The sequence below is a fragment of the Catenulispora sp. MAP12-49 genome (genome assembly GCF_041262705.1).
Taxonomy (GTDB): Bacteria; Actinomycetota; Actinomycetes; order Streptomycetales; family Catenulisporaceae; genus Catenulispora.
Window position 1 is genome coordinate 75788 of sequence record NZ_JBGCCP010000021.1, and the last position, 20641, is coordinate 96428.

Consider the following 20641-nt stretch of genomic DNA (forward strand, 5'->3'; position numbering starts at 1 on the left):
CTATGACGGCTTCCGAGCAAGACCGCGCCGCCGCACTGCCCGCCGACCTGCAGGAGGCGCTGCGGCGCCGGCTGGCCGGACGCGCCGGCGGCAAAGCGGCCGGCGCCGGCGCCGGCGCCGGCCGGGGCATCCCGCGTGCCGACCGGTCCGGGCCGCTGCCGCTGTCCTTCGTCCAGCAGCGGCTGTGGTTCCTGGACCAGCTGCGTCCCGGCGACTCCCGCTACAACAGCGCCGTCGCGGTGCGGTTCGGCGGGAAGCTGGACCGCGCGGCGCTGGCCGAGGCGCTGAGCGCCGTCGTGGCGCGGCACGAGGCGCTGCGGAGCACGTTCGAGGAGAGCGACGGGCGGCTGGCGCAGATCGTGGGGCCGGTCGAGCCGGTGGCGATGCCGGTCCGCGAGCTTGGCGCGTCACAGGACCTTGAGTCGGTGCTGTCGGCGGAGTACTCGCTCCCGTTCGACCTCCGAGAGGGACCGCTGGTGCGGGCTCTCCTGGTGCGCGAGTCGGAGACCTCGCACGTGCTGTTGGTGACGGCGCATCACATCGTCACCGACGGCTGGTCGATGGGGGTGGTGCTGGAGGAGCTCTGCACCGCCTACGACGCCTTGGCCCGCGGCGCTGCTGTGGACCTCGCACCGGTGGCGACGCAGTACCCGGACTTCGCGGCGTGGCAGCGGCAGCAGCTTTCCGGCGCTCGGCTGGAGAAGCAGCTCGCTTACTGGAAGGAGCAGCTGGTCGGGGCGGTCGCGCCTGAGCTGCCTTTGGACCACCCGCGGCGCGGGGAGGAGTCCGGTCCGGGGGCGGTGCACGCCTTCGCTGTTCCCGCGGCTTTGACCGCGCGGCTGCGCGAGCTCGCCACCGGACAGCGCACCACGCTCTACACGGTGCTGGTCGCCGCCACGCAGGCGCTGTTGGCCCGCTGGTCGGGTCAGGAGGACGTGACGGTCGGGTCGCTCACGCCGGGGCGGTCGCGGACCGATCTGGAGCGGGCGGTCGGCTGCTTCGTCAACACGGTGGTGCTGCGCACGCCGGTGGTGCCTTCCGGTTCCTTCCGCGAGCTGCTGATCGCTGCCGCCGAGACCGTCAACGACTCCTTCGCTTACGGCGACACGCCTTTCGAGCGTTTGGTGGAGGCGGTCGGCGCGCGCCGCGAGGCCGGGCGCAATCCGCTGTTCGACGTGATGGTCCTGCTGCATCCCGCGCCGCCGGCCGCTGCCGGCCCGGACGGGCTGGACGTCTCGCCGGTCGAGGTGCCGCGGGAGGCTGCGACCTTTGATCTGAGCGTGGAGTTCGTGCCGGAGGGGGACGGACTGACGGGGCTGCTGGAGTATCGCAGGGACCTGTTTGATGCCACTACGGCGGAGCGGATGGCCGATCAGCTGCTGCGGCTTCTGGCCGGCGCGGCGGCCGAGCCGGACCGGCCGGTGGGCACGCTGGATCTGCTCTCCGAAGCGGAGATCCGGCAGGTGACGCAGGACTGGAACGGTCACGGGTTCGCTGTCGAGGACGCCACGTATCCGGAGCTCTTCCAGCGTCGGGCCGCCTCGACTCCTGACGCTCTGGCGCTGGTCGCCGGTGACTCAGAGTTCGACTATGCGACGCTCAACGCCCGCGCCAACCGGCTCGCGCACCATCTGATCGCCCAGGGCGCCGGCCCCGAGCAGCTGGTCGCACTGCGGTTGCCACGGACCGCCGACATGATCGTGGCGATTCTCGCGGTGTGGAAGGCCGGCGCCGGTTACCTGCCGGTGGATCTCGCGCTGCCGGAGGAGCGGGTCCGGTATTTGCTGGATGATGCCCGACCGGCGTTGGTGCTGGATGAGGCGGCGCTGCTCAAAGTCCCGGTGGATTCCCCGGATACCGATCCCGTCGATGCCGACCGGCGTGCTCCGTTGGATCCTTTGAACACCGCCTACGTCATTTACACGTCCGGCTCTACCGGACGGCCCAAGGGCGTCGTGGTGTCGCAGCGTTCGGCGATGCGTTTGTTGGCCACGCATCGGGAGGGTTTTGTCGCCGATGCGGGCGGTGGTCCGCTGCGGGTGGCGTTGACGGCGTCGTTCTCCTTCGACACGTCGTTGGAGGGCGTGCTGCTGATGGCCGACGGCCATGCGCTGCACCTCGTGGACGAGACGACGCGGATGGATCCGGCGGCGCTGGTCGAGTACGTGGTGCGGCACCGGGTCGACTTCCTTGACGTGACGCCGTCCTACCTCGGGCAGCTGCTGCCCGCCGGACTGCTCGGCGACGCGCGGCACTGTCCTCGGGTCCTGATGCTCGGCGGCGAAGCGGTCGGCGCGGGTTTGTGGCGGGAGCTCGCCGCGCATCCCGGGGTGGCGGCGTACAACTTCTATGGTCCGACCGAGTGCACCGTGGACGCGCTGTCCTGCCGTATCGCGGGCGCCGACCGGCCGCTGGTGGGCCGGCCGCTGCCGAACGTGCGGGCTTATGTGCTGGACGCCCGGCTCCGGCCGGTGCCGCCCGGCGTCGGGGGCGAGCTGTATCTGGCCGGCGAGCAGGTCGCGCGCGGCTACGCCGGACGCCCGGGGCTGACGGCGTCGCGGTTCCTCGCGGACCCGTTCGGCCCGGCCGGCACCCGGATGTACCGCACCGGCGACCTGGCCCGCTGGACCGCCGACGGCCGCCTGGACTACCTCGGGCGCGCCGACGAGCAGGTCAAGGTGCGCGGCCACCGGATCGAGCCCGGCGAGATCGAGGCGGCGCTGCTGGACCTGCCGGAGGTCGGCGCGGCTGCCGTGGTGGCGCTGTCCGATGCGCAGGGGCACGTGCGACTCGCGGCGTACGCGGTGGCCGCCGCCGGCAGCACCCTGCCGCCGTCGGCCGAGCTGCGGGCGGCGCTGCGCCGGGTGCTGCCGGACCACATGGTGCCCTCGACGTTCACGGCCCTCGACGCGCTGTCCCTGACCACCAGCGGCAAGCTCGACCGCCGCGCCCTGCCCGCGCCGGACCTGGAAGCGGAGAGCCGCCGGGAGTACGTCGCCCCGCGCACGCCGCAGGAGGAGACGCTGGCCGGCATCTGGGCCGAGGCGCTGGGCGTGGCGCGCGTGGGGGTCACGGACAACTTCTTCGAGCTGGGCGGCGACTCGATCCTGAGCATCCAGGCCGTTTCCAGGGCGCGCGCCGCCGGTCTGCACCTCAGCTCGGGCGACGTGTTCCGGCACCAGACGGTCGCCGACCTCGCCGCCGCAGCCGGCCGCGCTCCCGCCCCGACCACACCGAGGCGCCGCCACGACGGCCCCGCGCCCCTGACGCCGGTGCACGAGTGGTTTTTCGCGACACACGGCGCGCTCCGGCACTTCAGCATGTCGATGCTGCTCGACCTGCCACGCGACCTCGACGAGGCGGCACTGGAGCGGGCGCTGGCGGCGGTGGTGGAGGCGCATCCGGCGCTGCGGACGCGGTTCATGCGGAGTGCGGAGGGGTGGCGGCAGGAGGCGGTGGCCGGGCCGGTCAGCGATCTTTTGACCCGCCACAATGTGCCCACTGATGAAGCTGGTTCGGTGGCAGATGCCGCGCGCGCCGCCCTCGACCCCGCCACCGGCGTACTGCTGCGCGCGGTGCTCCTTCGATCCGGTGAGGCTCGGCCACAGCTTTTCCTGGCTGCGCATCACTTGGCCGTGGACAGCGTCTCCTGGCGCATCCTGCTCGCCGACCTGGCGCAGGCCTACCACCAGGCAGCTTTGGAGCCCGAACCGACCACCTTCACCGACTGGGCCCACCACTTCACCGAGCACGTCCGCGCCGGCGACCTCGACGCCGACCTCGCCTACTGGACCGCCGAAGCCCTCGCCCCGCGCACGCCGTTGCCCGTCGACCGGCTCGGCGTGCCGCTCGCCGGTTCCGTGCACACCGTCCAGTCCCGTCTGGACCGAGCTACCACCGAAGCCCTGCTGCGCCAGGTGCCCGCGGTCTACCGCACCCAGGTCGCCGATGTTCTGCTCAGTGCGCTGGGTCGGGCGCTCGTGGACTGGACTGGCGCCGATCGCGTCACCGTCGCGCTCGAGGGCCATGGCCGTGAAGACCTCGGCGATGAGCTCGACCTGTCGCGCACCGTCGGCTGGTTCACGAGCCAGTACCCTGTCACGCTCAGTTCGGCCGGAGCGCCCGGCGCACCCGACTGGGCCGCCACCCTCAAGGACACCAAGGAACGCCTGCGCGCCATCCCCCGCCGCGGCCTGAGCTACGAAGCCCTGGCCCGCCTCGGCTCGCCCGCGGAATCCGCCCGGGGGCTGCGCGACGTGCCGCTGCCGCAGGTGTCCTTCAACTACCACGGTCAGTGGACCGCCCCGCAGGACGGCGACTTCACCCCCGCCGGGGGCACCCTGGGCCGGGACATCGCCCCCGACGAGCCGTTGGACCACCTCCTCGATGTCTCCGCCGTGGTGTCCGGCGGCGAGCTGGAGCTCACCTGGCACTACAGCGACCAGGTCCACGATGCGCAGACCGTCCAGCGGGTCGCCGACGCCATGACCGACGCCCTCGCCGCCATCGTCGAGCACTGCGCGAGCCCCGGGGCCGGCGGCCGCACCCCCTCGGACTTCCCGCTGGCCCGGCTGGACCAGGCCGGTGTGGACCGGCTGGCTGGCGACGGCCGCGACGTCGAAGACCTCCTGCCGCTCACGCCGCTCCAGGAGGGCATGCTCTTCCACCGCCTGGTCGGCGGCGAGGAGGACGTCTACGTCGACCAGGCCGCGCTCCTGCTGGAAGGCGTCAGCGACCCGCACGCCTTCGCCCTCGCCTGGCAGCGCGTCGCCGACCGCACCCCCGCCCTGCGCACCTCGGTGGTCTGGGAAGGCGTCCCCGTCCCGCTCCAGGTCGTCCATCGCACGGTCCGCGTCCCCGTGACCCACCTCGACCTGCGCGCGGCGACCCCCGCCCAGCACGCCGCCGCGCTGGCCCGATCGGAGACCGAAGGCCTGTCGCAGAGCCTTGACATCGGCTCGGCGCCCCTGATGCGCCTCACCCTGCTCCGCCTTCCCGACGCGCGTCTGCACATGCTCTGGACCTCGCACCACATGATCCTGGACGGCTGGAGCCTGGCCCAGGTCCTCACCGACGTCTTCGCCGAGTACGCCGCCCTCACCACCGGCGCCGAAGCGCAGCCGGAGGTGCGGCGCCCCTTCGGCGAATACGTGCGCTGGCTCGCCGACCAGGACGCCGAGGCCGCGCGCGGCCACTGGCGCACCGTCCTGGACGGCTTCGCCGACCCCACCCCCCTGCCCGCCGACCGCTTCCCGCGCGGCGTGCACCGCACCCGCTCGGCGGCCGTGCACACCGCCGGGCTCTCCGAGGAGCAGTCACAGCGCCTGGCCCAGACCGCGCGCCGGGCCGGCCTGACCCTCGGCACCCTGGTCCAGGGCGCCTGGGCCCTGCTGCTCTCCCGCTACAGCGGCGAGCCGGACGTCCTGTTCGGCACCACCGTCTCCGGACGCCCCGACGACCTGCCCGGCGCCGAGTCGATGATCGGGATGTTCATCAATACCCTGCCGACGCGGGTCCGGGTGGACGGCGCCGCCGGCCGCACCGCCGCCGCCTGGCTCAGGGACCTGCAACAAGCCCAGGCCGACGCGCGCCGCTTCGCCGCGGTCTCCCTGGCCGAGCTGACCGGCATGAGCGGCGTCCCCTCCGGCGGCGCGCTGTTCGACAGCATGGTGGCCTTCGAGAACTACCCCTTCGACCAGGCCGCCGCCGACTCCGGCGTGCGCCTGGCCGAGGTCTCCTCCCGCGACGCCACCAACTTCGCCCTGGTGCTGCGCGCCTACCAGGGCGAGCGGTTCGGCTTCGACCTGGCCTACGACCCCGAGCTCTTCGACGCCGCGACCGCACGCACCCTGGCCGACCGGCTCTGCCTGCTGTTCGCCCAGCTGGCCGCGGACCTGGACCGCCCGCTGCGCGACCTGGCCTGGACCACCGCCGAGGAACGCCGGCGGATGCTCGTCGACTGGAACGGCCAGGCGAAGGGCCGGCCCGAGCAGACCATCGTGGACCTCTTCGAGGCGCAGGCCGCCCGCACCCCGCACGCCGAGGCCGTCAGCTACGACGGCGAACGCGTCGACTACGCCACCCTGAACGCGCGCGCCAACCAGCTCGCGCACCGCCTGGCCGACCTCGGCGCCCGCCCCGAGCGGTTCGTCGCGCTGGCCATGCCCCGCTCGGTCGATCTGGTGGTGGCGGTCCTCGCCGTCCTCAAGACCGGCGCCGCCTACCTGCCCATCGACCCCGCGCTGCCGATCGAGCGCGTCGAGGCGCTGCTCGGCGACGCCGAGCCGGTGGCCCTGGTGACCCTGACCGAGCACAGCGAGCGCACCGGGTACAGGTCGGCGGATACGGTCGGCGGCGTGCCGGTCCTGGCGCTGGGAGATGCCGAGGTGCGTGCCGAGCTAACACGGCGGCCGGCTACGGCACTCGGCCCGGACCGTCGGCCACTGCCCGACCACCCCGCCTACGCGATCTTCACCTCCGGCTCCACCGGCCGCCCCAAGGGCGTCGTGATCCCGCACGCCAACGTGGTCCGTCTCTTCGAGCAGACCCGGCAGTGGTTCGAGCTCGGGGCCGAGGACGTCTGGACCCTGTTCCACTCCTACACCTTCGACTTCTCGGTGTGGGAGCTGTGGGGCCCGCTGCTACACGGCGGCCGCCTCGTCGTCGTGCCCGACGACACCGCCCGCTCCCCGCAGGACTTCCTGCGGCTGCTGGCCGACGAGCAGGTCACCGTCCTCAACCAGACCCCCTCCGCGTTCTACCCGCTGGTGCGTGCCGACGCCGAGGACCCGGAAGCCGGCGACCGCCTGGCCCTGCGCACGGTGATCTTCGGCGGCGAGGCGCTGGACGTCACCCGGCTCGCCGACTGGTACGAGCGCCACCCGGACACCGCGCCGCGCCTGGTGAACATGTACGGCATCACCGAGACGACCGTCCACGTCACCTGGGCCGAACTGGAGCACGCGACCGCCCGGGCCGGCGGCCCCGGACCGATCGGCATCGGCATCCCCGACCTGCGGCTGTACGTGCTCGACACCGGTCTCACCCCGCTGCCTCCCGGCGCGGTCGGCGAACTGTACGTCGCAGGGGAGGGCCTGGCCCGCGGCTACCTGAACCGGCCGGGCCTGACCGCCACCCGCTTCCCCGCCGACCCCTTCGGCCGCCCCGGCACCCGCATGTACCGCACCGGCGACCGGGTCCGCCGCCGCACCGACGGCACACTGGAATACCTGGGCCGGGCCGATCAGCAGGTGAAGATCCGCGGCTACCGCATCGAGCCCGGCGAGATCGAGGCCGCGCTGCTCGGCCACCCGGGCGTGGCCGAGGCGGCGGTGGGCGTGTACGAGGACTCATCCGGGACCCGCCGGTTGGTCGCGCACATTGTCGGTGCCGGGAGCGGCGAGCGGTCCGCCGCTGTGCCGTCCGCCGCCGAGCTGCGTGCCTACCTGGAGCGGCTGCTGCCCGCGTACATGGTGCCCGCCGCCTACGTCCCGATGGCGGCCCTGCCCCTGACCGTCAACGGCAAGCTCGACCGGCGCGCGCTGCCCGCGCCCGGCCCGGACGGCTTCGCCTCCGACGGCGAGCACACGGCACCTCGCACTCCCGCCGAGCAGCTTGTCGCCGCCGCGTGGACCGACGTCCTCGACACCGGCGAGATCGGCATCGAAGACAACTTCTTCGCCCTCGGCGGCGACTCGATCCTCGCCGTCCGTGTCATCTCCCGGCTGCGCGCGGCGTTCGGTACCGAGATCTCGCCACGCCTGCTGTTCACCCATCCCAGGCTCGCCGACCTGGCGGTGGCCCTCGGTGAGCTGGGCTTGTCGGACGACACCATCCCCGCCGCAGACCCCGACTCCGAACCGCCGCTTTCTTATGCGCAGCAACGGTTGTGGTTCCTCGATCGCTTCGAGCCCGGCAGCACCGAGTACACCACCATGTCCGTGCTGCGCCTGCACGGAGCTCTCGACGAGGACGCCCTGCGCACCGCCCTGGACGCCTTGGTCTCCCGCCACGAATCGCTGCGCACCACCTTCGCCGAGCACGACGGACACCCGCGGCAGGTCGTGCACCAGCCACAGCCGGCCGGCCTGGAGACGGTCGACCTCAGCGGGGAACCCCCGGCAGCCCTGGACAGCCTCCTGGAAGACCTCGCGGCGACCCCGTTCGACCTGAGCACCGGTCCGCTGCTCCGGGCCCGGCTGGTGCGCTCGGCACCGGATGAGCACGTGCTCATCCTGGCCGTCCACCACATCGTCACCGACGGCTGGTCGATGGGCGTCCTCGGCCGCGACCTCGGCGAGCTCTACGCAGCAGCCTGCGAGCGCCGCCGGCCCGAGCTGCCCGACCTCCCCGTGCGCTACGCCGACTACGCCGCCTGGCAACGCGCCCGCACCGCCCGCACCGACCGCACCGACCGCACCGACCGCACCGACCGCACCGACCACACTGACAGCACCGACAACACCGACCGCGCCGAGACCGACCTCGCGCACTGGCGCAGTTCCCTGAACGGTGTCCCGCCGCTGGAGCTGCCCACCGATCGGCCGCGTCCCGCAGTCCGCACCCGGGAAGGCGCGCTGGTCGCGTTCAGCGTGCCCGCCGAGCTCACCGCACGGCTGCGCGAGCGCGGCCGGGAGGCCGACGCCACGCTGTACATGACCCTGCTGACCGCCTGCCAGGTCCTGCTGGCCCGCTGGTCCGGCCAGCAGGACTTCGCCGTCGGCACCGTCACCGCCGGGCGGGAACGGCCCGAACTCCACGACGTCGTCGGCATGTTCGTCAACACCCTGGTTCTGCGCGCCGACGTGCGTCCGGAACAGGCGTTCCGCGATCTGCTGACCGCCTCGCGCGACACCTTCCTGGCCGCACTGGCCCACCAGGACGTGCCGTTCGAGCACGTGGTGGAGGCCCTCCATCCCGAGCGCGACACCAGCCGCACCCCGCTGTTCCAGGTCATGGTCGCCTTGCACAACCTCGGCGCCGAAGTGCCGCTGCTGCCGGGCCTGCGGGTGGAGCCGGTGACGCCGCCGGTCCGCAACGCCACCTTCGACCTCTCCTTCGACTTCGTCGAGAACGGTGAGGACACTGGGAACGGCGGCGGCCTGACCGGCTACCTGGAATACAGCACCGGCCTGTTCGACACGGCCACCGCCGAACGCCTGACCGCGTGCCTGCGGACCCTGCTGGAAGCCGTGGCCGAGGATCCGGCGCGCGACGTCGGCACCCTGCCGCTGACCACCGCCGACGAACGCGAGCAGGTACTCCAGACCGGGTTCGGCGAGCGATCGCCGGTGCCGGACACCGTCTTCCCGGCGCTGTTCGAGCAGCAGGCGGCCCGCACCCCGCACACCACCGCGCTGGTGGCGCGCGACGCGACTCTGGACTTCGCCGGCCTCAACGAGCGGGCCAACCGGCTCGCGCGGCACCTCGTCGCGCGCGGCGTCGGTCCCGAGGACGTGGTGGCCATCCGGCTGCCGCGCGTGTCCGACGCGGTGGTCGCCCTGTTCGCGGTGCTCAAGGCCGGCGGAACGGTGCTGTGCGTGGATCCCGAGCTGCCCGAGGAACGCGCCGAACTCCTGATGGACGACGCCCGGCCGCGGATGCTGCTGACCCCCGACGACCTGCGCGAGGTGTTGTGGGACCGGCTGCCCGGCCACGACCTCACCGATGCCGACCGCATCAGCCCCCTGCTGCCACAGCACGCCGCCTACATCATCTACACCTCCGGCTCGACCGGTCGGCCCAAGGGCGTCGCGGTGGAACACCGCCAGCTCGTCAACCTCTGCCACGACCACCGAGCCGGGCTCCTGGCCCCGCACATCGCCGACGGCCGCCTGCGCATGGCGCTCAGCGCCGCGTTCTCCTTCGACACCAGCTGGGAGGGCCCGCTGCTGCTCGCGCTGGGGCAGGAGGTCCACCTCATCGACGAGGACGTCCGGCTGGACCCGGAGGCGTTCTGCGCGCAGATCGCCGAGCGCCGCCTGGACGTCGTCAACGTCACCCCGTCCTACCTGCGCGAACTGCTCGCCGCCGGACTGCTCGCTCCGGAGCGTCACCTTCCTCGGGTGCTGATGGTCGGCGGCGAAGCTGTCCCCGGCGACGTCTGGCGTCAGCTGACCACGGCGGAGCGCGACCTCGGAGTAGCGACCTACAACGTCTACGGCCCCACCGAGACCACCGTCGACGCGTTCTACGGCCGCTGCGCCGAGCGCCCCGACCGCCCGGTCGTCGGACGGCCCGGCGGCAACCTGCGGGCCTACGTGCTCGACGACGCCTTGCAACCGGTGCCGCTCGGTCTGCCCGGAGAGCTGTACTTGGCCGGTGCGCAGGTGGCCCGCGGGTACCTGAACCAGCCGGGCCTGACCGCCGCCCGCTTCCTGGCCGATCCGTACGGCGCACCGGGGGAGCGGATGTACCGCACCGGCGACCGGGCCCGCTGGGACGCGCACGGTCTGCTGGAAGTGCTCGGCCGCTCCGACGAGCAGGTCAAGATCCGCGGGTTCCGGATCGAGCCAGGCGAGGTCGAGGCCGCCCTGCTGGAGCACCCGGACGTCGCAGAGGCCGTGGTTGTCGTGCGCGAGTACGCCGGCCGGCCGATGCTCGTCGGCTACCTGGTGCCCGCCGCCGGCAAGCCGGTTCCGCCCGCCGACGAACTCCGCGTCCGGCTGCGGCGAACCCTGCCGGACTACATGGTCCCGGCCGCGTTCGTCCCGCTGGACCGCATCCCGCGCACCACCAGCGGCAAGACCGACCGGCGCGCGCTGCCCGCCCCGACGGTCCAGCCCGACAGCGGCACCGAATACGTGGCGCCGCAGTCCGGGACCGAAGAACAGCTGGCCGCGATCTGGGCCGAGGCGCTGGGGACCGAGCGGGTCGGCGCGCACGACAACTTCTTCGCGCTCGGCGGCGACTCCATCCTGAGCATCCAGATCGTCTCCCGGGCCCGGGCCGCCGGGATCGCCGTGAGCACCAAGGACGTCTTCCGGCATCAGACCGTGGCCGAACTCGCTCTGCGAGCCGGAACCGTGACCGCGCCTTCGGAAGCCGGCGACGACACCGCGCCGACCGAAGCGCCGCTCACCCCGATCCAGCACTGGTACCTCGACGCGCGCCGCCCCGGCGACCCGCTGCGGTTCACCATGACCCAGCGCCTGGAACTGGCTCCCGGAGCTGACGCCTCCGCCCTGCGCCGGGCGACCGAAGCGCTGACAAGCCGCCACGCGGCGCTGCGTACTCGTATGCGGCACACCGAGACCGGCTGGCGTCAGGAGGTACTCGCCGACGCGCCGGACGGTGTCTTCACGCTGCACGACGTGGCCGAGCTCGATCCCGCAGCGCTGGAGGCGGCGGTCCAGGACACGACCGACCAGGCTCAGGCTGGACTGGATCCGGTCGAGGGCCGCATGATCCGCGTGCTCTTCTTCGATCGCGGCGAGCAGCAGTCCGGCCAGCTCGTCATCACCATTCACCACCTGGCCGTGGACGGCGTCTCCTGGCGCATCCTGCTGGCCGACTTCGAGACGGCCTATAGGGCGGTCGAACTGCCACCGGCAGGTACTGCCTACGGACACTGGGCCACCCGGCTGGAGCGGCATGCCCGCTCCGGCGCGCTCGATACTGATGTCGAGTACTGGACGCGTACCGCCGAGGCCCCCGCCGAACTGCCCGTCGGCCGCTCCGGTGCCAACACCTACGCGAACGCGGCCACCGTCACCGTGGCGTTGGATGCGCAGACCACTGATGCGCTGCTGCGTCAGGTCCCTGACGTCTATCGCACGCAGGTGAACGACGTCCTCCTCAGCGCGCTGGGCCGTACGTTGTCCCGCTGGTGCGAGCGCGAGACCGTACTGGTCGGCGTCGAGGGACACGGCCGGGAAGACCTCTTCGACGACGTGGACCTGTCCCGCACAGTCGGCTGGTTCACCGCCGAATTCCCGCTCGCGTTGACGGTTGCCCCTGATGCCGGGTGGCACGACACTCTGCGCGCGGTCAAGGAGCAGTTGCGCGCCATTCCCCTGCACGGACTCAGCTACGGAGCTCTGCGCCATCTGGTGCCCGACAGTGCGCTGACCAATGCGTCGGCACCGCGGATCGGCTTCAACTATCACGGTCAGTGGGACGCCGAAAACACCGGCGCGTCGGCCGGCACCGGCACCGGCGCCGGGCAGGGCCTGTATCGCGCCGCGCTCCCCCCGGCCGGCCGCGACACCGATCCAGAGCAAGCCCGTCCCTACCTGCTGGACATCACCGGCGTGGTCCAGGGCGGCCGCCTGGAACTCGGCTGGACCTACCCGCCGGCCGTCTACGACGAGGCCGTCGTCCGCGACCTGGCCGAGCAGATGTGCACTGCCCTGCGCGAGATCGTGGCGCACTGCGCCGACCCCGAGACCGGCGGCCGCACGCCGTCCGACTTCCCGCTCGCCGCACTGAACCAGGCACAGCTGGACCGGCTCATCGGCGACGGACGGCAGATCGCCGACGTCCTGCCCCTGACTCCGCTCCAGTCCGGGATGCTCTTCCACGGCCTCGTCGATGCCGAAGGCCTCTACTTCGACCGGATCGCCGTGCGGCTGTCCGGCGTGGCAGACCCGCGCGCGTTCGCCGAAGCCTGGCAACAGGTCGCCGACCGCACTCCGGCGCTGCGCACCGCAGTGCACTGGCGCGGTCTGCCGCATCCGGTCCAGGTGGTCCTGAACCGCGCCGAACTGCCGGTCACCCACCTGGACTGGCGCCGGCTGCCGCCCGAGCAACGACCGGCCGAGACCGAACGGCTGCTCGCCGCCGACCGCGCCGCCGGGATGGAGCTGACGTCCGCGCCGCTCACCCGCCTCACCCTGGCCGCGCTGCCCGACGACGAGCTGATGCTGCTGTGGTCCACCCACCACCTCATCCTCGACGGCTGGAGCACCGGCCAACTCCTGACAGAAGTCTGCGAACAATACGTCGCCCTCACCGGCGGCCCGCAGCAGCGCCCTCCGGTCCGCCGCCCCTTCGCGGACTTCCTGCGCTGGCTCGCCGACCAGGACGAACAGGCGGCCGAGGACCACTGGGCCGGCGCCCTGGACGGCTTCACCGCGCGTACCCCGCTGCCCTACGACCGCACCCCGGCGCAGGCGCACCGCGCCCGCTCCGCCGAGGCCGTCCAGCACGAGCTGGACGAGACGGTCTCCCTGCGGCTGCGGGAGAGCGCGGCGCGCGCCGGGCTGACCGTCAACTCGGTGCTGGAAGGCGCTTGGGCGTTGCTGCTGGCCCGCTACAGCGGCAGCGACGACGTGGTCTTCGGTACCACCGTCTCCGGCCGTCCGGCCGAGCTGCCCGGCGTGGAGTCGATGATCGGCATGTTCATCAACACCGTGCCGACCCGGGTGCGGATTCCCGGCGGCGGCATCGGGCCGTGGCTGCGGGATTTGCAGGAGCGGCAGAGCGACGGCCGTCCCTTCGACCATCTTGCCCTGTCCCGTATCCAGGCCCTGAGCGAGCTGCCGGCCGGCGAGGCGCTGTTCGACAGCATGGTGGTGTTCGAGAACTACCCGGTCGACGAGTCGGTGACGGCCCGGACCGGGGTGGGCGTGGAGGACGTGCGTGCCGACGACGCCACGACGTTCCCCTGGTGCCTGCGGGTCCACCTGGCCGAGCGGCTCGGCTTCGACCTGGCCTACGACCCCGCGTTGTTCGACCGCGCCACCGTGGAGCGCGCGGCGGACCGTCTGGTGGTCGTGCTCACCGCCCTGGCCGACGGCCTCGACGGCGACCTGGCCGACCTCGATCCGCTCACCGACGCCGACCGGGCGCTGCTGGCGTCGTGGCAGAGCACTGCGCGTCCGGCGGATCCGCGCAGCCCGGTGGAGCTGTTCGCTGAGCAGGTCCGACGCACCCCCGATGCGACCGCGCTGCGCGACGGCGATCGCGAGCTGAGCTACCAGCGGCTCGCCGAATGGTCCGATCGCCTGGCTGCCCGGCTGCTCGCCGACGGCTTGGCCGCCGAAGACCGGGTGGCGCTGCCGATGGACCGCTGTGCCGAACTCGTCGTCGCGCAGCTGGCGGTGCTGAAGGCCGGCGGCGTCTACGTGCCGGTCGACGCCCGGGCGCCGGAAGAGCGGCGCCGTGCACTGCTCACCCTTGCCGGTGCCGTCCGGTCGCTGAGCGCGGAGCAGATCGCCGCCGCGGACGTCGAACCGGCTGAACCGCTTGCCGGCAGCCTGCCCGCAGCCGCACCCGACCAGCTGGCCTACGTGATGTTCACCTCCGGCTCCACCGGAGAGCCCAAGGCGGTGGCGGTCCGGCACCGCGACGTCGCCTCGCTGGCGACCGACAGCCGCTTCGCCGACGGCGACTGTGCCAGGGTGCTGCTGCACTCCCCGGTGGCCTTCGACGCCTCCACCTTCGAGGTGTGGGCACCGCTGCTCACCGGCGGCTGCGTGGTCGTCGCCCCCGACGGCCCGGTGGATGCCGCGCTGCTGCGCCGGCTGGCCGGCACCGGGGAGCTGACCGCGATCTGGCTCACCGCGGGCCTGTTCCGGCTGCTGGCTCAGGACGCGCCGGACTGCTTCGCGGGCCTGCGCCAGCTGTGGACCGGCGGTGACGTGGTACCGGCGGCTGCGGTTCGCAGGGTTCTGACTGCCTGCCCCGGCCTGCGGGTCGTGAACGGCTACGGCCCCACCGAGACCACCACCTTCGCGACCTCGTTCCCCCTGCCGGACCCGGCGGCGGTGCCCGATCCGGTGCCGATCGGCCATCCCCTGGACGACAAGCGGGTGCACATCCTGGACGCCGCGCTGCGTCCGGTCCCGCCGGGCTGCGCGGGCGAGTTGTTCATTGCCGGCGAGGGCTTGGCACGCGGCTACCTGGGCCGGGCCGGGCAGACCGCGGCACGCTTCCTGGCCGATCCCGCCGGTCCGCCCGGAGCGCGGATGTACCGCACCGGCGACCTGGCACGGCGGCGGCCGGACGGGACCGTGGAGTTCCTGGGCCGCACCGACGACCAGGTGAAGATCCGCGGCTTCCGGGTGGAGCCCGGAGAGGTGGCGGCCGTGCTCGCGGAGGGTCCGGGCGTTGCCGACGTCGCCGTGGTCGCCCGCGAGGATCGGCCCGGCGTTAAGCGACTGGTGGCCTATGTCGTCGGCCCGGCCGGGGACGATCTGCAGGGGCTGCGGGAGTTCGCGGCCGAGGCGCTGCCGGACTACCTCGTCCCCGCCGCCTTCGTTCCGCTCAGTGCGCTTCCGCTGAACCGCAACGGCAAGGTGGACCGCGCGGCGCTGCCCGCCCCCGACGCCGATGGCGTTGCCGGGCAGCACGAGCGGGTCGCGCCGCGCACTGAGGCCGAGCGACGCACAGCGGAGGTCTTCGGCGAGGTCCTGGGGATCGCGCCGCCCAGCGTCGAGGACGGCTTCTTCGCCCTCGGCGGCGACTCCATCCTCAGCATCCGGCTCGTCTCCCGGTTGTCCGAGGCCTTCGACACGGTCCTGACACCCCGCGCGGTGTTCACCCATCCCACGCCTGCCGCGTTGGCCCGGCTGCTCACCGAGGAGCGCGGCCGAGCGGGAGGCACGGGTACGGGGCGTCCGGCCATCGTGCCGGTCTCCCGCCAGGACGCCGCGCCGATGTCCTATGCGCAGCAGCGTCTGTGGTTCCTGGAGGAGTTCGCACCCGGGGGCACCGAGTACGTCACCGCACTGGCTCTGCGCCTGCGCGGCACACTGGACCAGGACGCGCTGGGCGCCGCGCTCAGCGCCCTGGTGGCCCGGCACGAGTCGCTGCGGACCACCTTCGACAGTGTCGACGGGCATGGCGTCCAGCTCGTGCATCCGCCGTTCCCGGTGTGGCCGGCGTGGCACGACCTGTCCGTGCTGTCCGAGGAGAAGCAGGAGCCCGCACTGCACCGGCTGCTCGCCTCGGAGCGAGCCCGCTCCTTCAACCTGCGCCGGGGACCGCTGCTGCGCGCCGGTCTGGTCCGGCTGGCCGATGCCGACCACGTACTGACCCTGCATCTGCACCACATCATCACCGACGGCTGGTCGACCTCCGTCCTGCTCACCGATCTGGCGCACCTGTATCGCGCCGAGCTCGGCTCAGCCGAACCGGGGTTGCCGCCGCTGGCAGTCCAGTACGCCGACTACGCGCACTGGCAGCGCTCGACCGATGGCACCGGCGGCAACGGCGGCAACGGCGGCAACGGCGGCACCGAAGGCGCTGGAGGCGCTGGAGGCGCTGGAAGTATCGACGGCACCGGAAGCACCGACGGCACCGGAAGCACCGACAGCACCGGCAGCACCGGCAGCGAGGAGCAACTCGCCTACTGGAAGGAGCAACTGACCGGCAGCGAGCCCCTCCAGCTGCCGACCGACCGCCCGCGGCCCGCCGTGCGCACCGGCAACGGCGCCACCGCCCACCTGCTGATCCCCGCCTCGACCGCCGCCCGCCTGGCCGGCATCGGCCGGAACCAGGGTGCCACCCTGTTCACCACGCTCGTCGCCGCGACCCAGGCCTACCTCGCCCGGCTCAGCGGGGACACCGACATCGCCGTCGGCACGGTGACCTCCGGCCGCGACCGCGCGGAGATCCAGCACCTGATCGGGTTCTTCGTCAACACCCTGGTACTGCGCTCGCGGGTCGAGGCACGGGAGTCCTTCGCCGACTTCCTCGGCGGCGTGCGGCTCACGGTGCTGGACGCCTTCGCGCACCAGGACGTGCCGTTCGAGCGCGTCGTCGACGAGGTCCAGCCGGTGCGCGACACCAGCCGCACCCCGCTGTTCCAGGTCATGGTGGTCCTGCAGAACACCCCGTCCGCCGACCTGGACCTGCCCGGTCTGGCGGTCGCCGCCGTCGAGACCGAGGTGGAGCAGGCACCGTTCGACCTCACGGTGGAGTTCGCCGAGACGGACTCCGGGGACCTGCGCGGCTCGCTCACCTACAACACCGACCTGTTCGACGCCGCCACCGCCGACCGGATGGCCGACCAACTCAGTACCCTGCTGGCCGCCGTCGCGCAGGACCCCGCCCGCCCCATCGGCACGCTGCCGCTGGCGCGCGACGGCGAGCTGGAGACCCTGCTGGCGCAGTCGTGCGGCACGTTCGGCCCGGTCCCCGAGGCGACCCTGCCGGAGCTGTTCGAGCGGCAGGCGGCCCGCACGCCGGACGCGGTGGCGCTGGTGGCCGGGGCGCGCGAGCTGACCTACGCCGAGGTGGACCGGGCGGCCAACCGGCTGGCGCACCGGCTCATCGGTAAGGGGGTGGGACCGGAGCGGATCGTGGCCCTGGCGCTGCCCCGCGCGGCCGAGACGGTGGTGGCGCAGCTGGCCGTGAGCAAGGCCGGCGGCGCGTTCCTGCCGGTCGATCCGGACTACCCGGTGCAGCGGCGGGAGTTCATGGTGCGCGACGCGGGCGCCTTCCTGGTGCTCGACGACCCGGCCGAGGTGTGGGCCGCGGACGGTGCGGACAGTGCGGACACCGCGCCCACCGACGCCGATCGCACCACCGCGCTCACCCTGGCGCACCCGGCGTACGTCATCTACACCTCCGGCTCGACCGGGACGCCCAAGGGTGTGATGGTGACCCATCGCGGGCTGGCCGGCTTCGCCGCGTCCGCCGCCGAGCAGTACGGATCAGGCCCCGGCGACCGGGTGCTGCAGTTCGCCTCGCCGAGCTTCGACGCCTCCGTGCTGGAGCTGTGCACCTCGCTGCTCAGCGGGGCCGCGCTGGTCACCGGCGAGGAGGGGCCGCTGGTCGGGGAGCGGCTGGCCGAGGTGCTCGCGCAGCGCCGGATCAGCCACACCCTGATTCCCCCGGCGGCGCTGGCCACCGTGGAGCCCGCGGCGGCCGGCGCGCTGCCGGCGCTGCGCACCCTGATCGTCGGCGCCGAAGCCTGCCCGGCCGACCTGGTCGACCGCTGGGCGCCGGGGCGGCGGATGGTCAACTCCTACGGCCCCACGGAGTCCACCGTGGTCGCCACCTGGACCGGCCCGCTGACGGCCGGCAACGGCACGCCGCCGATCGGCTTCCCCGCCGCCGCCACCAGGGTCTACCTCCTGGACGCCGCGCTGCGGCCGGTCCCGCCGGGGGTGATCGGGGAGCTGTACCTGGGCGGACCCGGTCTGGCCCGCGGGTACCTGGGCCGGCCCGGTCTGACCGCGTCCCGGTTCGTGGCAGACCCCTTCGGTGCGCCGGGGGAGCGCATGTACCGCACCGGCGACCTCGGACGGCGGCAGGCCGACGGCGAGCTGCGCTTCGCCGGACGTGCCGACAACCAGATCAAACTGCGCGGCTTCCGGATCGAGCCCGGGGAGATCGAGAGCGCGCTGCGGCGCGGGTCGCTGGTGCGCGACGCGGTCGTGACCGTGTTCACCGGCGGCGCGGACGGCGGCCCGGCGCGGCTCGTCGCCTATGTCGTTTTGGCACAGGAGTCCACCGACGCGGGGGTGCCGGTCGTGGAACTGCGCGCCCAGCTGGCCGAACTGTTGCCGCCCTACATGATCCCGTCGATCTTCGTGCCGCTGGAGCGCGTGCCGCTGACCCCGAACGGCAAGCTCGACCGCGCGGCGCTGCCCGATCCCGGACCTGCCGTGCCCACCGCCGGATCGCGGATCGCACCGCGCACCGACATCGAGCGCCGGATCGCCCGGATCTGGGGCGACGTGCTGGGCGTGGCGGACGTCGGCGCCGACGACAACTTCTTCGTCCTCGGCGGCGACTCCATCCTGAGCATGCAGGTGGTCTCCCGGCTGCGCCGCGACGGTCTGCACCTGGCGACCCGGGACCTGTTCAGCCACCAGACGGTGGCCGAGTTGGCGACGGTCGTGCGCGACGCCCCGCAGCGCGGCGGCGACGGCTTCAGCGCAGGCGAGGTGCCGCTCACCCCGATCCAGGAGTGGTTCCTGACCACTCCGCGCGCGGCCCACGGCCACTTCAACCAGTCGACGCTGCTGGAGCTGGAGGCCGTCCCCGACCAGCCGGCGCTGTTGGCGGCTCTCAATGCCCTGTTGGAGCACCACGATGCGCTGCGCATGCAGTTCACGAGGGACGAACAGGGCTGGCACCAGTTCAACCCGCCGCCGGCCCGCACCGGGGACAGCGCGGACAGCGGGAACAGCGGGAACACCGGGAACATCATGGTCTGCCACGACCTGAGCGGGCTTGTGCCCGAGCAGGCCGATGCGGCCATGACGAAGGCGGCCGACGCCCTGCACGCCGGTTTCGACCTGACTCAGGGGCCGTTGCTGCGCGCGGCCCTGTTCACCGGCGACCCCGATCGGCCGGTCTACCTCCTGCTGGTCGCGCACCACCTGGTCGTCGACGCCGTCTCCTGGCGCGTCCTGCGCGACGACCTGGAGTGTGCCTACCAGCAGGCGGCGCGCGGCGAACCGACCGCGCTGGGGGAGCGGAGCACGTCCTTCCGAGAGTGGGCGCTGGGGCTTTCGGCGCACGTCGCCGAAGGTGGCCTGGACGACGAGGTCGCCTACTGGGAGCAGGCGCTGGCCGTCGAGCCCGGCGTCCCGGACCACCTCGTGGCGTTCCCGCCGGCCGAGACCGCGGCGGTGACCGTCGAGCTGACCGAGCAGGACACGGCCGCCCTGCTGCGTGCCGCGCCGGCGGCCTACCGCACCGCCGTCAACGACGTGCTGCTGGCCGCCCTGGCGCTGGCGCTGGCCCGGTGCCGGGGGACCGACGTGGTCCGCCTGGACCTGGAGGGGCACGGCCGCGAGGAGATCATCAAGGGGGTGGACCTGTCCCGGACGGTCGGGTGGTTCACCACCGTCTACCCGGTCACCTTGCGGGTCCCCTCTCCCGACGGCTCCGGCCCGGACCGCGACTGGCGGTCCCTGGTGAAGGCGGTGCGCCGCCAGCTGCGCACGATCCCGGCGAACGGTCTGGGCTTCGGAGCTCTGCGCGCCTTCGGCTCGCCCGAGATCCGCGAGCGGCTGGCCGCCGGCAGACACCAGCACAGCGAGGTGGTCTTCAACTACCTCGGCCAGTGGGACGCCCGCGCGGACAGCTCAGTCAGCTCGGTCAGCTCGGGCAGTTCGGTCAGCTCGGTCAGCGGATCGCAGGAGTCCGTCAGCGCCCTGGTGCGCGCCGAGCACGGTTCGTTCGGCCAGGACCACGACCCGCGCGACGGCGGTTCGCACCTGGTCGAAGTGGTGGGCGCGGTGCGGGACGGCCGGATGGCCTTCACCTGGCACTACCGGCCCGCCGTGCACAACACGCCGGCGGTGCGGCGCGTGGCCGAGGAGTTCGGCCAGGCCCTGCGGAACATCGCCCGGCATGCCCGAGGAGGCCGCTGATGCCACCACGGCCTCGCCCCCGCAACTGCCGCGCGCCGCCGGCGCCGCCCGCGCTCGCCGCCCGGACGATCCCAGCGATGACGAAGGAATGTGACATGGACGAGAACACCCGCTACCAGGTGCTGCGCAACGACGAGGAGCAGTACTCGCTGTGGCCGCTCGAGATCGAGGTGCCCGCGGGCTGGCAGCCCGTCGGCAAGGAGGGCACCGAAGCGGAGTGCTCCGCCTACGTCGACGAGGTCTGGACCGACATGCGGCCGCGCAGCCTGCGCGAGCGCATGGCCGAGACCGAGGCCTGATCGACCGCGAGACGGGGCGCTGGCGGTGAACCACCGCCCGGCGCCCCGTCACCCCCGTGCCCCCGC

The 20641-nt window shown here is 73.1% G+C and carries 2 protein-coding genes; both read left to right on the forward strand.

Annotated features, from left to right (window positions below; genetic code table 11):
* Positions 1–2 precede the first annotated feature (2 nt).
* Positions 3–20276: a non-ribosomal peptide synthase/polyketide synthase gene (locus ABIA35_RS31705; protein ID WP_370360330.1), complete on the forward strand. Its 20274-nt coding sequence runs from the start codon at positions 3–5 to the stop codon at positions 20274–20276.
* Between the two features lie 95 nt (positions 20277–20371).
* A complete protein-coding gene (locus ABIA35_RS31710; RefSeq protein ID WP_370344325.1) occupies positions 20372–20575 on the forward strand; it encodes an MbtH family protein in 204 nt (67 codons plus the stop codon).
* Positions 20576–20641 lie beyond the last annotated feature (66 nt).

Excerpts from the sequence above, each read along its gene's own strand:
- ABIA35_RS31705 (WP_370360330.1), top strand. The coding sequence starts at position 3 with ATGACGGCTTCCGAGCAAGACCGCGCCGCCGCACTGCCCGCCGACCTG.
- ABIA35_RS31710 (WP_370344325.1), top strand. The coding sequence starts at position 20,372 with ATGGACGAGAACACCCGCTACCAGGTGCTGCGCAACGACGAGGAGCAG.